Raw genomic sequence first — 15,843 nt, forward strand, 5'->3', positions numbered from 1 at the left:
GTGACGCCGGGAGCACGGCGCCACCCGCGAAAGGAAGGAAACACGACCATGAGTGATTCGGGTCACACCATAACGTTCCTGGTGGACCAGACCCCCGAGGAGGTCTTCGCCGCCGTCACCGACGTCCGCGAGTGGTGGTCGCAGGACATCGAAGGGCCCACCGACGAGCTCGACGGCGAGTTCACCTACCGTTCCGGAGAGAACCACCGCTGCACGATGCGGATCGTGGAGCTCGTGCCCGGGGAGAAGGTCGTCTGGCTGTGCCTGGACAACCACTTCGGCTTCACCCGGGACAAGACCGAGTGGATCGGCACGAAGATCATCTTTGAGATCTCCGAGGAGGACGGCGGGACGCGGCTCCGCTTCACACACCAGGGGCTGGTCCCCGACTACGAATGCTTCGACGTCTGCACGACGGCCTGGGACGGTTACGTCGCCGGCAGCCTGAGGAGCCTGATCACCACCGGCCGGGGTGATCGTGACAACGCCGTCCGGAACGCGAAGGCGCTGGCGCGACTCGGCTGAAGGCGGCCGTGCGACGGCGGTCCGGTTCGCGAGATCCGGTTCACGAGGATCGGTGCGTGAGGATCGCTGCGCGAGGATCGGTTCATGAAGGCCGGTTCGTGAAGGCCGGTTCACGCGCCGGAGCCCCGGCCCGCCGTACGCGGACCGGGGCCCCGGCTCCCTGAGAGGGTCAGCGCACGCGGCCCGCGCCCGCGTGCTGCGACACCGACAGCCGGACCGACTCCGCCGGGTCGATCCCGGTGTGCAGGACCGGGGTCCAGCCCGCGTCGGAGCCGAGGTCGGGGTCGTGCCCGGCGTTGTAGACCGCGACGAGGTCGATCGGGGAGACCCTGCCGCCCACCCGCAGCACGTTGCCGCGGGCGGTGAGGGAGGTGCCGCCCCAGTCGTGGAGCAGCGACGCCGGGTCCACCGCGCGGCCGAGCCGGAAGAAGTTGTTCTCCGCGAAGATCTGCGACCCCACGCCCACGCCCAGCGCGTACTCGAAGCCCGAGTCGCCCGGCACCTCGTAGTAGTTGTTGTAGACGTGCACCTGGCCGAAGCGGACCCGGGGCAGTCGCTGGAGCGTGTTCCTGAAGTGGTTGTGGTGGACGGTGACCTTGAGCTTGCCCGAGTCGGTGGCCGGGTTGTTGGTCGAGCCGATCAGCATCGTCTTGTCGTGGTCGGTGAACCGGTTCCACGACGCCGTCACGTAGTTGGAGCCCGAGGTGATGTCGAGCTGCCCGTCGTGGACCTGGTAGGGCCGCCCGAAGTACAGCGGCTGGCCGGAGTCGGGGTTGTCGCCGTCGCTGAAGGTGTTGTGGTCCGCCCACACGTGCGTGGAGCCGGTCACCGAGATGTTGTCGTAGAGGGAGTTCCAGTTGCCCTCGTCGCCGTCGGTGGGGTCCCACTGCGGGAAGCAGTCGGCGGTGTCCTCGAAGGTGATGTTGCGGATGATGACGTTGTCGGCCTTGTCGACGTGCAGGTTGACGCCGCGGATGACGGCGTTCCCGCCCAGGCCGACGATGGTGGTGCCGGAGGGGACCTTGAGCTTGATGTCCGCGGTCTGCCGGGCCGCGGAGGCGGCGCGCGCGTCCTCCTGCGGTCCGGACGGCTCGGTGTCCCGGCCCCACACCGCGGGGTCGTAGGCCGCGAGGTAGGCCTCCAGGGAGTAGCCGCCGGTCACGTAGTCGGCGCAGGTCTTGTCCGGTGCGATGGTCCCCGAGACATAGATGATCCTCGGCCCCGGCGAGGCGAGCGCGGCGGCCAGCTCGGCGCGGGTGGTGACCGTACGGACGTTCGCGGCGGGCGCGGCGGCACCGCCGGTGGTGCCCGTCCCCTCGGAGGCCCAGCCGTCGCCTCTGGGAAGGGTCTGCCGGCCCAGGTCGGCGCCGTGACCGTGACCGGACGAGGTGGCCGGGGCGGCGGGGCCGGGGGCCGCCGCCAGCGCGGGCGGGGCGGCCAGGGCCGCCAGGGACAACAGGGCAGCGAGGGTGACTGTCCGTTTCATGAAATTCCTCCGCAGATCAGGTCAGGTGAGGGGAGGGGGAGGCGCCGGTCGCGGGACCGGCGCCGGGGTGGGGCTGTGCTCATTGCGACGCTGCGCGTCGCGGCTCGGGGGCTCAAGCCCGGTGTCTTGTAGTGCTCATTGCGACGCTGGCGCGTCGCGGCTCGGGGGCTCAAGCCCGGTGTCTTGTAGTGCTCATTGCGACGCTGCGCGTCGCGGCTCGGGGGCTCAAGCCCGGTGTCTTCCCTCGTCACTCCGCCGCTCCGCGGCTGCGCTCCTCAGTCCAGACACCGGCGCCCCCGAGCGGGTCCGGACACCGGTGCCCCCGAGCGGGTCCGGGCACCGGCGCCCCCTCGCTCAGCCGCCGTTGCGCTGCTTGTAGGAGGCCTGGGCCTCGGTCAGCTTGGCCGCGAGGGTGTCCAGGAACTGCTTGGCGGTCTGGCTGCCCTGCAGGACCTTCTGGAACTCCGGCTCCGCGTCGGTCTTGGTGATCGCGTTGAACTCGGGCAGGTAGTACGGCATCTGCACGACCTTGGTGGCCGGGTCGTTGAGCACCTTGACCGCCGTGGAGACGTGCTGCAGATCCTTGATCCACGGCTCGTCGTTGACCTCGGTGTTGGCCGGCAGCACGCCGGTCTTCTCGGCCCAGTAGCTGTTCATCGCCTTGGAGGCGGCGAACTCGGCGAACCTGTAGGCGGCGTCCTTGTTCTTGCCGCTCGCGAACAGGCCGATCCCGGCGACCGGGTTGGACAGGACCGTCTGGACGCCGCCGTCGGACTTCGGCACCGGCATGGCCGCCACCTTGTCCTTGCCGAACGCCTTGACGTGGTCGTTGTACGACCCGAGGTTGTGCTGCATCATCGCGACGGTGCCGCCGTCGAACTGGGCGACCATCTTCACGTAGTCGTTGTTGATGTCGGCCTGCGGGGTGACCTTGTCGTACATGCCGACCAGCTTCTCCAGGGCGGCCACGTTCCTCGGGTCGTTGACCGTCGCCTTGCCGGAGGCGTCGAAGATCTCGGTGATGCCCGACTGGCCGTAGACGACCTCGACCATCTGCGCGATCGAGCCCGCGCCGCCGCGGATGGTGAAGCCGTAGCGGTTCTTGGACTTGTCGGTCAGCTTCTGGGCGGCGGTGAAGAACTCGTCCCAGGACTTGGGCTCCTCCAGCCCGGCCTCCTTGAACCAGTCGGTCCGGTACCAGAAGACGCCCATGTTGGTGGACATCGGCATCATGTAGGTCTTGGCGTCGGGCACGGTCGCCTTGACGGTGTTCACCACCTGCTCGTTCAGCTTGCCGTTCAGCGCCCCGCCGGAGATCCGGGTGTCCAGTGGGTCGAGCGCCTTCTGCGCCACGAGGCTGGCCAGCATCGCGGTGGAGACGCCGCCGACGTCGGGCAGGCCGCCGCCGGCGATGGCGGTGTCATACTTCTGCTGGACCTGCGCGATCGGGATGCCGACGTACTTCACCTTGATCTTCGGGTTCGCCTTCTGGAACTCGTCGATGATGTGCTGCCACACCGGCGTCCGGGCGGGGCCGCCGTTGTCGTCCCAGAAGGTGATCGTGGTGGTGCCGTCGGAGGACGCGGCGTCGTCCGAACCGCACGCGGCCAGACCGGAACCGAGCATGAGCGCGGTGGCGAGGACCGCCAGCCGCTTCGAGCGTGCAGTCATTGCTCCCTGCCTTTCAGTGTCTGTCCCCCGACATCGCTGTGACGTTGACGCCCCCGGAGGGCCGGCGGCGTGAGATCTTCCCTGTCGGTCCGGCGGGCCGGGCACGGCCCGCCGGAGGTGCGTCCGGGACCCGCCCGCGCGGGTCCCTCCCGGCGTCCGCGGGCCCGGAGGCCGGGCCCGCGGTGGCCGGAGATCATGTCGTGGCCTCGCCGGCCAGCGCCGCGGCGGCGGCGCGGTCCAGCCGCCCGTCCGCGACGACGGTGACGACCCTGCGGGCCAGGGCGTCCTCGACGACCAGCGGCCTCTCCCAGGCGAGCGCGGGGCCCACCCCCGGATACTCCTCGGTACGGACGAACCAGGGGTCCGACCGCTGGGCGAAGACCAGGGTCCAGCCGGGGGAGGCCAGGGCGAGCCAGGGGGCGGTGGAGCCGTGCACCCGGTCCTCGCCCTCGGCGTCCTCGGTGAAGACCTCCCGGTCGGCGGTCTCACCCGGCGCCCGCCAGAAGAAGCCGCCGTAGCCGGCCCCGGTCCTGCCCTTGGTGGCCGAGCTGCGGACCTCGAGCGGCGCGCCGGTGAGGTTCGTCAGCGTGAAGGAGAAGTCGAGCGCCCAGCAGCCGTCGAGCTCCACCGCCCGGACCTCGCGCTCCTCCAGGGCGATCTCCGTCCCGTCGGGCCCGCGCCAGGACAGCGTCTCGGTGAAGCCGGCCGGGTCGCGCCGGAGGAAGGCCAGGTGGCGCTGGGAGCCGTGGTCGCCGAGCCAGGCGGGCCCGTGGTCGCGGACGTAGGTGCGTCCGCCCCAGAAGTTGGCGCCGCCCAGGTCGGACACGGCGACGCTCACCCCCAGGTGGTGCACGTGGTCGGCGGGGGCGAACTCGGTGACGACGGTCCCGCCCAGCGTCCGCACGGGGTGCAGGTAGGGGCGGGGCGACGACGTCCCGGGCAGCCGGGGCCGGATCACGTACTCGGCCACCCGCACCCCGCCGACGTCGAGGCCCACGGCGGAACCGGCCGGGCCGGCCGGGCCGGTGGCCGCGCCGGAGACGGACGCGGAGGCGGAGGCGGAGGCGGAGGCGGACGCGGCCTCGGCGGGTGCGACCGCGGCGGGCGGTACGGGTGCCGACACCGGCACGGACGCGGAGGCGGTCGCGGGGGCGGCGTCCGGGGCCCACGGCACGTCCAGCTCCGAGTACAGCGCCAGGCGCTCCGCGCTCGCCGCCGTGACCTCGGCGATCCCGGGCAGCACGCGCTGCTCCGCGCCGACCTCCTGGAAGGCGTCGGGGATCACCCGGGGTTCGGGTGCCAGCCGTACGGCCTCCAGGACCCGCATGAACCCGGCGGTCCGCTCCAGCGGGACCAGCAGGTCCGCCTCGCCGCGGATGTGCGCGACCAGGTTCTCCAGCAGGTCGGTCCGGGGGTGCGTCGCCGACGCGCCACCGAACTCGACGCGGTCCTCGGTGTAGGTGAGCCGGATCCGCCCGGTCTCGCCGTGCACGACCAGGTACGGCTCGTGCCGCCGGTCGGCGCACAGCGACACGGCCACCGTGACCGTCGTCCCGTCGTCCATCCGCAGCCGCGCGGACGAGGTGTCGTCCGCCTCGATCGCGTTGGCGCGGTAGAGCTCCACCTCGACCGACTCGACCTCCGCGCCGGAGACGGCGATCGCGGTGGCCACGGCGTGCGCCAGCGGGTTGGTGAGGACGCCGTCCACCACGTCGACGCCGTCGGCCCGACGCCTCCCGGCCCACGGCACCCGCGAGTAGTAGGAGTAGGGGCGCGCCCAGGCGCCCGCCGCGCCGATCCCGGTGACCCGGCCGACCGCCCCGTCGCGGACCAGCTTCCGCACCGCCGGGACCGCCTCGGAGCCGAGGCTCTGGAAACCCACCTGGCAGGCCAGCCCGGTCTCCCGTACGGCGGCGGCGATCCGCTCGTAGCCTTCGTAGGTGGAGGCGGGCGGCTTCTCCAGCAGCAGGTGCGCCCCGGCGCGCAGCGCCCGGACCGCGAGGTCGGCGTGGGTGTGGATCGGCGTGCACAGGATCGCCGCCTCGGCGCCGGTCCGCCCGATCAGCTCCTCCAGGTCGCCGGAGAACGCGACCCCCTCGGGCAGCCCTTCGACGGGCCGCACGTCGCACACCCCGGCCAGCTCGACCGTCCCGGCGGCGGACAGACGCCGCAGGTTCTCCAGGTGCCACCAGCCGTGTCCGTGGGCGCCGGCCAGCACGACCCTGACGGGTTCCGTCACGGCGCCCTCCAGTTCAGTCCCAGGCCGCGATGGTCCCCGGCGCGCAACTCGCCCGCCTTCACCGAGACCGGGTACGGCTCGTCGATCAGGCCGAGCGCGGCGAAGGAGGCGTCCTCGACCTCCTCGGCCATGCACGGCAGCGGCAGCGCCAGGGCGAGCTGGCCGGAGATCTCCGGCAGCAGGTGCGGGTAGACCGGCACACCGAACGCCCTGGCCAGCTCGGCGATGCGCAGCAGCGGGGTGATCCCGCCGACCCGGACCACGTTCGGCTGGACGATGTCGCAGGCCCCGGCGGCGAGCAGGTCCCGGAAGTCGTGGATGGAGTAGGCGCTCTCGCCGACGGCGATCGGCACGTCCACGCACGAGCGCAGCCGGGCCTGGCCGGTCACGTCGTCGGCGGGCAGCGGCTCCTCCACCCAGTGCAGGTCGTACTCCGACAGCGCCGCGATGGCCCGCCGCGCCCGCGGCAGGTCCCAGCGCTGGTTGGCGTCGACCATGAGGAGCGTGTCCGGGCCGATCACCTCGCGCACCGCCGCGACCCGCGCCACGTCCTCCCGCAGAGCGTCACGGCCCACCTTGACCTTGACCGCCGGGTAGCCGGCCGCGCGCCACCGCTCCGCCTGCGCGACGAGCTCCTCCAGCGGGTAGTGCAGGTTGACGCCGCTGCCGTACACCGGGACGCTGTCGCGCCGCCGGCCGAGCGTCCCGACCAGCCCGCCGTCCCCGCAGCGCAGGTCCCACAGCGCCAGGTCCACCCCGGCCAGCGCGATCGTGGTCAGGCCGCCGCCGCCGGCCTCCCGCAGGTGCCGCCACAGCCGGTCCCACACGACCTCCGGGTGCGGCTCGCACCCGATGACGGCCTCGCGGATCTCGTGGTCCAGCAGCGCCCGTACGGCGTGCGCCCCGATCTGCGGCGTCCAGGAGAAGCCCCGCCCGGTACGGCCGTCCGACAGGGTCAGCTCCACGACGATGACGTGGTTGGCGGGCACGCCGGCGCCCCACGGGCGGGACAGGGCCACGGTCCGCAGCGTCGTGGACAGGCCGGTGACCACCGGACGCCCGCCGTCCGCCCGGGTCCCGCCGGCCGGGACGCCGGCTCCGGCCCCGTCGCCGGGCCGCGTTCGGGAACCGTCCGATCGGTCCGGCGGCGTCCCGGAGCCGGACGGCGCGCCGCCGGTCATCGTCCCTCCACCAGGGCGAGCCCGGTCGTGATCAGCTTGACGAGCTCCTCCATGTGCTCGGCGGACGGCTCGACCAGCGGCGGCCGGACCGGGCCGGCGTCCAGCCCCCGGTACCGCACCCCGGCCTTGACCAGCGACACCGCGTACCCGGGGACCTTGCCGCGCAGCCGCACCAGCGGCGCGTAGAACTCCCTGATCAGCCGCTCGTCGCCGTTGAGGTAGGCGGTGGCGATCTCCGGGGCGAAGCAGAACACCGCGCTGGAGTACAGGTCCACGCCGATGCCCCGGTAGGCGGGCATGGTCAGCTCGGCCGTGGGCAGCCCGTTGAAGAACAGGAAGTCCGGCCGTTCCTCCCGCACCGCCAGTACCGTGCGCTGCATGAGGTCGATGTCGCCGACGCCGTCCTTGATGCCGGCGACGCCTGGGATCCGGGACAGCTCCACGGCCTGCTCGGGGGTCAGCACCACCGAGCCGCGCTGGTAGATGATCACGGGCAGCACCTCGGCGACCGCCGACACGTAGGCCGCGTAGCCCTCGCGGGGGCCGTTCGTCAGGTAGGGCGGCATGAGCAGCAGCCCGTCCGCGCCGGCCTCCCGGGCCGCCCGAGCCTGGGCGAGCGCGGCGCCGATCGGGCCGCCCGCCCCGGCCAGCACCGGCACCCGGCCGCCGACGGTCTCGGTGGCGACCCGCACCGCGCGGGCGTGCTCGGCCTCCGACAGGGCGGAGAACTCGCCGGTCCCGCAGGCCACGAAGACCCCGCCCGGCGAGTGCGCGAGACCGCGCCGCAGGTGCTCGGCCAGCACGTCCTCGGCCAGGGAGCCGTCCGGTCCGAACGGCGTGACGGGGAAGAACAGCACTCCGCTGAGGTTCATCAGGACTCTCCGATCTCTGTGCGCCAGCTGCGCTTGGCCTGCCAGCCGAGAAGTCGTCCGGCCTTGGCGGAGGAGAACGCGGGGGAGGAGCCGGTCAGACCGGCCGCGAACTCCGCCGTGGCGGGGTTGAGCCGGGGCAGTAGCTCCGCCAGGGGTTCACGGGCCAGCGCGTCGGCCGCGCTCGCGAAGAACACCTCGCCCGACGGCAGCTCCGGAAGCCGGTCCAGCAGGGTCAGCACCAGGTCCGAGGCGTCGCGGGCGTCGATGTAGTTGAACAGCGACGTCCCGGCCAGCTCCGGCCGGTCCAGCCGTTCGGCGATCGTGTGCCCGGACTGGGTGGGCGCGCCCGCCCACTCCTCGGGGGCGACGACGAAGCAGGGCCGCACGGCCGCGAACCTCGCGGGCGACCGGCGGGCGAAGGAGGCCGTCACCTGCTCGGCGACCAGCTTCGACAGGCTGTAGGCGTTGCCCGGGGCGACCGGGTGGTCCTCGTCGATCGGCAGGTAGGACGGCTTCCAGCCCGGCGTGCCGTATCCGATGACCGTGGGGCTGCTGGCGACCACGACCCGCTCGACGCCGACGCCGCAGGCCGCCTCGCACACGTTGAACGCGAGCTGGGTGTTGACCCGGAAGGTGAAGGCGTCGGTCCGGCTGAACGGGGTGGCGATCGCGGCGAGGTGGACCACGGCGTCCGGGCGGAAGCGCGTCATCACCTCGAACGTCTCGCCGAGGTCGGTCAGGTCGGCCGGGAGCGTCTCGGCGGCGCCGGCGGGGGTGCCGGGCGCGGTGTCCACGCCGATCACCTCGTGACCCGCCTCGGCGAGCGCGGTGACCACGCTGCGGCCGAACCGGCCGGCGCTTCCGGTGACGAGAGTGCGGACCACAGGACTCATCCCTTCACCGCGCCGGCGGACATGCCCTGCACGAGATAGCGCTGGATGACGGCGAAGACCAGGACGACGGGCACGGCGGCGACGACGCCGCCCGCGGCCAGCGCGCCGAAGTCGACGCTGAACTCGCCCAGCGAGTAGGCGAGGCCGACCGGCACCGTGAACTTCTCCTGCTCGCTGACGAACATCAGCGCGAACAGGAAGTTGTTCCAGCTGTGGATGAAGGCGAAGGAGCCGACCGCCACCAGCGCCGGGCGCAGCAGCGGCAGCACGACGGCGAAGAAGGCGCGCAGCCGTCCGCAGCCGTCCACCCACGCGGCCTGCTCCAGCTCGATCGGCACGTTCCGGATGAAGCCGCTGATCAGGATGAGCGAGAGCGGGAGCTGGAAGACGGTCTCGGCGATCACCAGGCTCCACAGCGAGTTGACCAGGCCGAGGGTCCTGAAGATCTCGAACAGCGGGATCAGCATCATCGCGCCGGGGATGAACTGCGTGCAGAGCATCCCGAGCATGAACGCCTTCTTGCCGCGGAAGTCGTACCGGGCCAGGGCGTAGCCGCCGGCCAGCGCGATCACCGTGGTCATGATCAGCGAGGCGACGCCGACCATCAGGCTGTTCTTGAAGAAGACCGCGAACCCGAGCTCGTTCCAGACGGTCTCGAAGTTGTCGAAGGTGACCGGCCAGGGCAGCAGCGAGGTCGATCCCCTGGGCCGTACGGCGAAGACCAGCATCCAGTAGAAGGGGACCAGCGTGAACAGGAGGTAGAGCCCGAGCGGGACCCAGATCTGCCAGCGGCTGACCCGCATCCTCTCCCGGCTCTTCGTGCCCCGGGGCGCCGTCGTCGGGCCGGGGAGACGTGGCCGTGCGGCCGTCTGGACGGTCATGACTTGGCTCCGAACTTGCTCAGTCGCAGGTAGGCGATCGAGAAGAAGGTCAGGATGAGGAACGCGGCGGTGGTCAGCGCCGAGCCGTACCCGAAGTCGTGGGACTGCGCGGCCTTGCTCGCCACGTACAGCGGCAGCGTGGTCGTCGCGTGCGCCGGGCCGCCGCCGGTCAGCGTGTACAGCAGGTCGACGTTGTTGAACTCCCACACGCAGCGCAGCAGCGTGGACAGGACGATCGCGTCCTTGAGGTGCGGCAGCGTGACGTTCAGGAACCGCTGGCGGCGGGTGGCGCCGTCCACCGACGCCGCCTCGTACAGCTCCCTGGGGATGCTCTGCAGGTCGGCGAGGAGCAGGATCGCGAAGAACGGCACCCCGCGCCACAGCTCGGCCAGGACCGCCGCCCAGAACACGGTGCCGGGCTGGGCCAGCGGGGCGGCGCCGTACTCGATGAGACCCAGGTCGGCGAGGTAGCGGGACACACCGGTCGTGGGGTTGTAGAGCAGCACCCAGATCCCGGTGGTCAGCACCCCGGACACGGCCCAGGGGGAGAACACCAGGGCCCGTGACAGTCCCCGGCCGACGAAGGTCTCGTTCACGATCAGCGCCAGGAAGAGGCCGAAGACCAGCTGCAGTCCCACCTCGACGGCGACCCACCGGACGCTGAAGCCGAGGCTCTGCCAGAACAGCGGGTCCTCGAACAGCAGCCGGCGGAAGTTGTCCAGGCCGGCGAAGCCGTTGTCCCAGGGTTTGGTGACGTTGTAGTTCTGCAGGCTGTAGTAGATGACGCTGGCCATCGGGTAGACCAGGAACCCGAGCATCGCGATCACCGCGGGGGCGATCAGCAGGTAGGGGGTTCGCGCGGCGCCGCGCGACCGGCGCATCCGATGGTTCGCCGTGGAGGCCGTGGAGATTGCCATGACCGGCGACTCCTTCGTGTTCGACGGGGGGATTCGGCGTCGCGAGCTGCAACCGGTTGCATGAAACATGGCGGACATCTGTTCGCAACGTCAAGGGCTCAATTTGGTAAACCCGGGCTCACCAGCGAGTTTTCCCGTATTTTCCGAAGCGGGTTCGGTGCAACCGTTGCCATGGTGTTCCGGGGAGCTCGATCCCGTGCCGTTGACAGCGCTGCAACCGTTTGCACTAATGTGCACGAGAGCGCGACAGGGCGCGACGAAGGAGCACAGTGGCAGCGACGATCAGGGATGTGGCGCGGGCATCGGGAGTCCATGTCTCGACGGTCTCCCGCACCTTCTCGGCACCCCACCTGGTCAACACCGAGACGCGCAACCGGGTGCTCGCCGTCGCCGAGGACCTCGGCTACCGGCCCAACCGGGCCGCCCGCGCCCTCACCACGGGCCGCACCCACAACATCGGCCTGATCGTGGCCGACATCTCCAACCCGTTCTTCCCCCCGCTGATCAAGGCCGCCCAGGCACACGCCAGGGCCCGCGACTACCATGTGTTCGTCGCCGACACCGACGAGGACCCGCAGGTCGAGGAGGAACTGATCCAGACCCTCACCAAGCAGGTGGACGGGGTGCTGCTGTGCAGCCCCCGGCTGTCCAACCGGGTCATCGAGCGTCTGCACGCCGACGTGCCGTTCGTCGTGGTGAACCGGCGGATCAAGGGGATGCCGACCATACTGATGGACGTCGCCCAGGGCGCCCGGCTCGCGATCGAGCACCTGACCGGGCTGGGGCACCGCAGGCTGGCCCTGGCCGCCGGGCCGAGCGGCTCGTGGACCAGCGGGCAGATGCGCGAGGCCGCCTCCGCCGCGGCCGCCGCCTCCGGCGCCGAACTGGTGATCCTCGGCCCGAACGCGCCCACCGAGCAGGGCGGCCTCGCCGTCGCCGCCGAGGTGGTCGCCTCCGGCGCGACCGGCGTGCTCGCCTACAACGACCTGGTCGCCATCGGGCTCATCGAGGGCCTGTACGAGCGGGGCGTGCGGGTCCCGGACGACGTCAGCGTGGTCGGCGTCGACGACACCGTCTCCGGACGGCTGAACCGGCCGAAGCTGACCACCGTCGCCATGCCGACGTCCGCCGCCGGGCGGATGGCGGTCGACCTGCTGCTGCAGTCCGTCGGCGACGGCAGGACTTCCACCCTGACCACCCTGGAGACCCGCCTGGTCGTCCGGGAATCCACAGGAGAGGCGCGATCGTGAACGGCGAGGCCACACGGAACGGGGACACCGCGGCGACCGGGGACGAGGCCGGGTCGCGCCGGCCGTTCGGGACCACACCCGACGGCGAGGAGGTCTGGCGGCACACGCTGGAGAACGGCCGGATGCGCGCGTCGGTGCTCACCTACGGCGCGGTCCTCCAGTCGCTGGAGGTCTCCGGGGTCGACGTCGTGCTCGGCTGCGACACCCTGGACGACTACCTGACGCGCAGCCGCTACTTCGGCGCCGTCGTCGGCCGGTACGGCAACCGCATCGCGGGCGGACGGTTCACCCTCGACGGCGTCACCCACCGGCTGCCGGTCAACAACGGCCCCAACAGCCTGCACGGCGGGCCCGGCGGTTTCTCCCAGCGGGTGTGGCGGGCGACCGAGGTCTCCCCGGAGGCGGTGACGCTCGCCTACGTCAGCCCCGACGGCGAGGAGGGCTACCCGGGCACGCTGACCGTCTCGGTCACCTACACGCTGACCGGGGACGCGATCCGGCTCGACTACCGCGCGACGACCGACGCGCCGACCGTGCTGAACCTGACCAACCACTCCTACTTCAACCTCGCCGGCGGCGGCGACGTGCTGGACCACGTGGTCCGCATCGACGCCGCCCGCTACCTGCCGGTCGACGACACGCAGATCCCGACCGGCGAGCTCGCCCCGGTGGCCGGCACGCCGTTCGACCTCACCGCACCGCGCAGGATCGGGGACCGCATCGACGACCCGGCGCTGGGCGGCGGCTACGACCACTGCTACGTCCTGGACGGCGGCATCGAGGTCACCGACCCGGCGAGCGGCCTGACCATGGAGGTCACCACCACCGAGCCCGGCGTGCAGTTCTACACCGGCAACCTCCTCGACGGCGTCTCCACGGCGTACGGCAGGCACGCCGGGCTCTGCCTGGAGACCCAGCACTTCCCCGACTCGCCGAACCAGGAGCACTTCCCCTCGACGGTGCTGCGGCCCGGCGAGGAGTTCGCCTCCACCACCGTCTACCGCTTCCGCTGACCGGCCCTACCGGCGCGCCGGCCCCGCATGGCGCGCCGGTCCGGGACGTCACGGCCGACCGGGGCGGTACGGCGGGGCCGGACGGGCGGCCCGGGGTATGAATCCCGGCGGGAACGCGGTCCGCGGGGGCTCCGCGGGCCGCTCGTCTTTCTCGGGGGGCCTGCCATGACCGTCTACACTCTGTCGATCATCGAGGGGGAGGCCGGCCGGGACGCGGTCGGCACCGAGCTCTTCTCGCCCGGCTGCCCGATCCACTTCAGCCGGCTCGACCCCTACACGCTGACGTGGCTGTCGGAGAACGGGTACGAGGAGCCGGGCCGGCACGTCCTCGTCACCCCGGCGGGCCGGGAGCCCGGCGCGCTCAACGTCGTCGCCTCCCGCGAGGTGGACCTCTGACCCCGGCCGGCGCCGGCCCGGCCGGTACACGGGTGGCGCGGGCCCGGCCGTACGTGAGGCGGCGCGGGCCGGTGGCGCCGTCAGGCGCGTGGCCCCGTAGGCCGGTGGCGCCGTCAGGCGTGGGCTCGTAGGCCGGTGGCGCTGTCAGGCGTGGGCTCGTAGGCCGGTGGCGCTGTCAGGCGTGGGCTCGTAGGCCGGTGGCGCTGTCAGGCGTGGGCTCGTGGCGCCGTCAGGCGTGGGCCTGGCCGGTGAGCGCGGCGGTGGCCCCGAGGCCCAGGTAGATCACGCCGCTGCCGGTGTCCAGCCGGCGGCGGGCGCGGGCCGAGCGGCGCAGGCGGCCCGCCATGGCCGAGGCCAGCAGGGCGTAGGCGCCGTCGCTGATGACGCCGAGGACGATCCAGATCACGCCCAGCAGCATGACCTGCGGGGCGATCGCTCCCCGCGACGGGTCGGTGAACTGCGGCAGGAACGCCAGGAAGAAGATGGCGGTCTTCGGGTTGAGCACGTTGACCACGAAGCCCTCCCAGAACAGCCGGGAGCGGGAGGCGATCGGCGGCGCGGCCGCGTCGAGGTCGCCGGAACGGGTCATCAGCTTGCGCACCCCCAGCCACACCAGGTAGGCCGCGCCGAGATACTTGACCACCGCGAACGCGGTCGCCGAGGCGGCGAGCAGGGCGCTGATCCCCAGCGCCGCGGCGGCCACGTGCACCACCGATCCCAGGTGGACGCCGAGCATCGACACCAGCCCCGCGCTCCGGCCCTGGGCGACGCTGCGGGTCACGATGTAGAAGACCGCGGGGCCCGGCACGAGCAGCAGGGCGAGCGTCGCGGCGGTGAAGAGGGCGAGTGTCGTCAGATCCGGCATGTCCGTATCGTAGGGCGGCCGGCCTCGCCGTCGCCGCCGGTTTTTCCGCGCCTTCTCCGTGCTTTCTCCGCACCGGAGAGGCACCCTCGCTGCCGGGAGCCGGGAGCCGGGAGCCGGGAGCCGGGAGCCGGGAGCCGGGAGCCGGGAGCCGGGAGCCGGGAGCCGGGAGCCGGGAGCCGGGTGTCCGGACGGTGACGCGCGTGATCATGGGTGCGGCCAACGACTTGCTACATTGCTTCCGTGGACACCCCCGAGGGAACGCCGCCGCGGCGGCTGCGCGCACTGCCGAGCAGGCTGACCAACCAGGCGGCACTGGCCGCCAACCGGATCGTGGACCAGGCGCTCGCCCAGGCCGGCCTCCGGCGCTACCACTACTCCCTGCTCGCCGCGCTGGAGGAGTACGGCCCCGCCAGCCAGGCGGCCCTCGGCCGCCGCATCGGCATCGACCGCAGCGACATGGTGGCGACCGTCAACGACCTCGCCGAGCGGCGGCTCCTGGAGCGCGCACCGGACCCGGAAGACCGCCGGCGCAACGTCGTCACCATCACCGCGGCGGGCCGGAGGCAGCTCACCCACCTCGACCGGCTGCTCGCCGCCGCCCAGGACGAATTCCTCGCGCCGCTGCCCGCGGACGACCGGCGGAACCTGGTCGACCTGCTCACCCGCCTCGCCGACCATCACGGCGGCAGGCGCGGCTGAAGGCCCGGGAGCGCGTCAGACCGATGCGGCGAGCGTCTCCAGCAGCGCGGCGGTGGCCGGGGGGAGGGGCGGTTCGCCGTACGTGGCGGCGTAGACGCGACGGGTCGAGCCGGGCAGCTCGGTCACCTCGACGGCGGGGTGGCGGTGCGCCCGCAGGGCGAGGCCGGGCAGCACCGTCACCCCCATCCCGGCGACGACCAGCGCCTGGACGGCCACGATGTCGTCGGTGGTGAAGGCGATCTCCGGCTCGAAGCCCGCCCGGCCGCACAGGTCCACCAGATGGACGCGGCAGCGCTCGCAGCCGCCGATCCACCGGTCGCCGCGGTGCGCGGCCAGACCGCCGGCGGTCAGGTCACCGGCGGCCGGATCATCGGCGGTCAGGCCATCGGCGGGCGGGGGAACACCCATCCCGGACGGGGCCTCGGAGGCGGCCGGGGCGACCAGGTAGCTGGGATCGTCCAGCAGGTGCAGCAGCCGGACGCCGTCCTCCTCGGGGGCGGTGTCGTAGCGGAAGACCACCGCCGCGTCCACGTGACCCTCGCGCAGCATGCGCAGCGCCTCCGGCGGCTCGGTCTCGGTGAGGCGCAGCTCCAGGCCGGGATGCCGCCGGGCCAGCAGGGAGACGGCCTCGGGCACGAACGTGCTGAGCGCCGAGGGGAAGGCCGCCAGCTTGACCCGGCCCGCCCGCAGTCCCACGTGCGCCGACAGTTCGGCCGCCGCCGAGTCGACGCGGCCGGCGATCTCGGCGGCCCGCTCGGCCAGCAGCCGGCCGGCCTCGGTGAGCCGGATGCCCCGGCCGACCCGCTGGACGAGTTTGGCGCCCGTCTCCGCCTCCAGCCGGGCCAGGTGGTGGCTGACCGAGGGCTGGGAGTAGTGCAGCTCACGCGCGGCGGCGGTGACCGAGCCGTGCCTGGCCACCGCGGCGAGCACGCGGAGCCGTACGAGATCCAGCATG

General features: G+C 72.5%; 15 protein-coding genes. 5 read left to right on the top strand and 10 right to left on the bottom strand.

The genetic code is table 11. The features are described from left to right. Positions 1-48: 48 nt before the first annotated feature. Positions 49-525, top strand: a complete 477-nt coding sequence (locus ACZ6W9_RS02305; protein ID WP_389959022.1) for an SRPBCC family protein — start codon at positions 49-51, stop codon at positions 523-525. A gap of 169 nt (positions 526-694) precedes the next feature. Here ACZ6W9_RS02305 and ACZ6W9_RS02310 read toward each other — a convergent pair whose 3' ends face one another. From ACZ6W9_RS02310 to ACZ6W9_RS02345, 8 genes are all read right to left on the bottom strand, one after another. After that, positions 695-2,011 carry a pectate lyase family protein gene (locus ACZ6W9_RS02310; RefSeq protein ID WP_470116579.1) on the bottom strand — a complete coding sequence of 439 codons (1,317 nt, stop codon included), beginning with the start codon at positions 2,009-2,011 and terminating at the stop codon, positions 695-697. Between the two features lie 354 nt (positions 2,012-2,365). Continuing rightward, the gene (locus ACZ6W9_RS02315; protein ID WP_389959027.1) at positions 2,366-3,682 is read right to left on the bottom strand and encodes an ABC transporter substrate-binding protein; all 1,317 of its coding nucleotides are present in this window, start codon (positions 3,680-3,682) and stop codon (positions 2,366-2,368) included. 193 nt (positions 3,683-3,875) lie between these two features. Beyond that, a complete protein-coding gene (locus tag ACZ6W9_RS02320) occupies positions 3,876-5,921 on the bottom strand; it encodes a DUF6807 family protein (protein WP_470116580.1) in 2,046 nt (681 codons plus the stop codon). Beyond that, complete coding sequence (locus tag ACZ6W9_RS02325; protein WP_470116581.1) at positions 5,918-6,973, bottom strand: mandelate racemase/muconate lactonizing enzyme family protein; 1,056 nt, start codon at positions 6,971-6,973, stop codon at positions 5,918-5,920. The genes ACZ6W9_RS02320 and ACZ6W9_RS02325 overlap by 4 nt, the downstream gene beginning before the upstream one ends. Positions 6,974-7,098: 125 nt before the next feature. Further along, on the bottom strand, positions 7,099-7,974 hold the full coding sequence (locus tag ACZ6W9_RS02330) for a 5-dehydro-4-deoxyglucarate dehydratase (protein ID WP_470116582.1): 876 nt from the start codon (positions 7,972-7,974) through the stop codon (positions 7,099-7,101). Continuing rightward, positions 7,974-8,858 carry an NAD-dependent epimerase/dehydratase family protein gene (locus ACZ6W9_RS02335; protein ID WP_470116583.1) on the bottom strand — a complete coding sequence of 295 codons (885 nt, stop codon included), beginning with the start codon at positions 8,856-8,858 and terminating at the stop codon, positions 7,974-7,976. The genes ACZ6W9_RS02330 and ACZ6W9_RS02335 overlap by 1 nt, the downstream gene beginning before the upstream one ends. Before the next feature lie 5 nt (positions 8,859-8,863). Next, positions 8,864-9,748 (bottom strand): carbohydrate ABC transporter permease, encoded by an 885-nt coding sequence (locus ACZ6W9_RS02340; RefSeq protein ID WP_362929341.1) that lies wholly within the window; start codon positions 9,746-9,748, stop codon positions 8,864-8,866. After that, positions 9,745-10,665, bottom strand: coding sequence for a carbohydrate ABC transporter permease (locus ACZ6W9_RS02345; protein ID WP_362929343.1), 921 nt, complete (start codon positions 10,663-10,665; stop codon positions 9,745-9,747). The genes ACZ6W9_RS02340 and ACZ6W9_RS02345 overlap by 4 nt, the downstream gene beginning before the upstream one ends. Before the next feature lie 269 nt (positions 10,666-10,934). Here ACZ6W9_RS02345 and ACZ6W9_RS02350 point away from each other — a divergent pair, with 269 nt between their 5' ends. The 3 genes from ACZ6W9_RS02350 (at position 10,935) to ACZ6W9_RS02360 (ending at position 13,324) form a co-directional block, all read left to right on the top strand. Beyond that, a complete protein-coding gene (locus ACZ6W9_RS02350; RefSeq protein WP_389959043.1) occupies positions 10,935-11,915 on the top strand; it encodes a LacI family DNA-binding transcriptional regulator in 981 nt (326 codons plus the stop codon). After that, positions 11,912-12,928 carry an aldose epimerase family protein gene (locus ACZ6W9_RS02355; RefSeq protein WP_389959045.1) on the top strand — a complete coding sequence of 339 codons (1,017 nt, stop codon included), beginning with the start codon at positions 11,912-11,914 and terminating at the stop codon, positions 12,926-12,928. Before ACZ6W9_RS02350 ends, ACZ6W9_RS02355 begins: the two co-directional genes overlap by 4 nt. A gap of 165 nt (positions 12,929-13,093) precedes the next feature. Next, positions 13,094-13,324, top strand: a complete 231-nt coding sequence (locus tag ACZ6W9_RS02360) for a hypothetical protein (protein ID WP_362929349.1) — start codon at positions 13,094-13,096, stop codon at positions 13,322-13,324. A gap of 229 nt (positions 13,325-13,553) precedes the next feature. Here ACZ6W9_RS02360 and ACZ6W9_RS02365 read toward each other — a convergent pair whose 3' ends face one another. Beyond that, positions 13,554-14,189, bottom strand: coding sequence for a LysE family translocator (locus ACZ6W9_RS02365; RefSeq protein ID WP_362929351.1), 636 nt, complete (start codon positions 14,187-14,189; stop codon positions 13,554-13,556). Positions 14,190-14,429: 240 nt separating this feature from the next. Between ACZ6W9_RS02365 and ACZ6W9_RS02370 the strand changes: the two genes are divergently transcribed. Next, positions 14,430-14,888: a MarR family winged helix-turn-helix transcriptional regulator gene (locus ACZ6W9_RS02370; protein WP_362929353.1), complete on the top strand. Its 459-nt coding sequence runs from the start codon at positions 14,430-14,432 to the stop codon at positions 14,886-14,888. Between the two features lie 15 nt (positions 14,889-14,903). Here the strand turns inward: ACZ6W9_RS02370 and ACZ6W9_RS02375 are convergent, their stop codons facing one another. After that, entirely contained in the window at positions 14,904-15,842 is a 939-nt protein-coding gene (locus ACZ6W9_RS02375) for a LysR family transcriptional regulator (protein ID WP_362929355.1), read from the bottom strand. Position 15,843 lies beyond the last annotated feature (1 nt).

The organism is Streptosporangium sp. NPDC053982 (genome assembly GCF_055585205.1).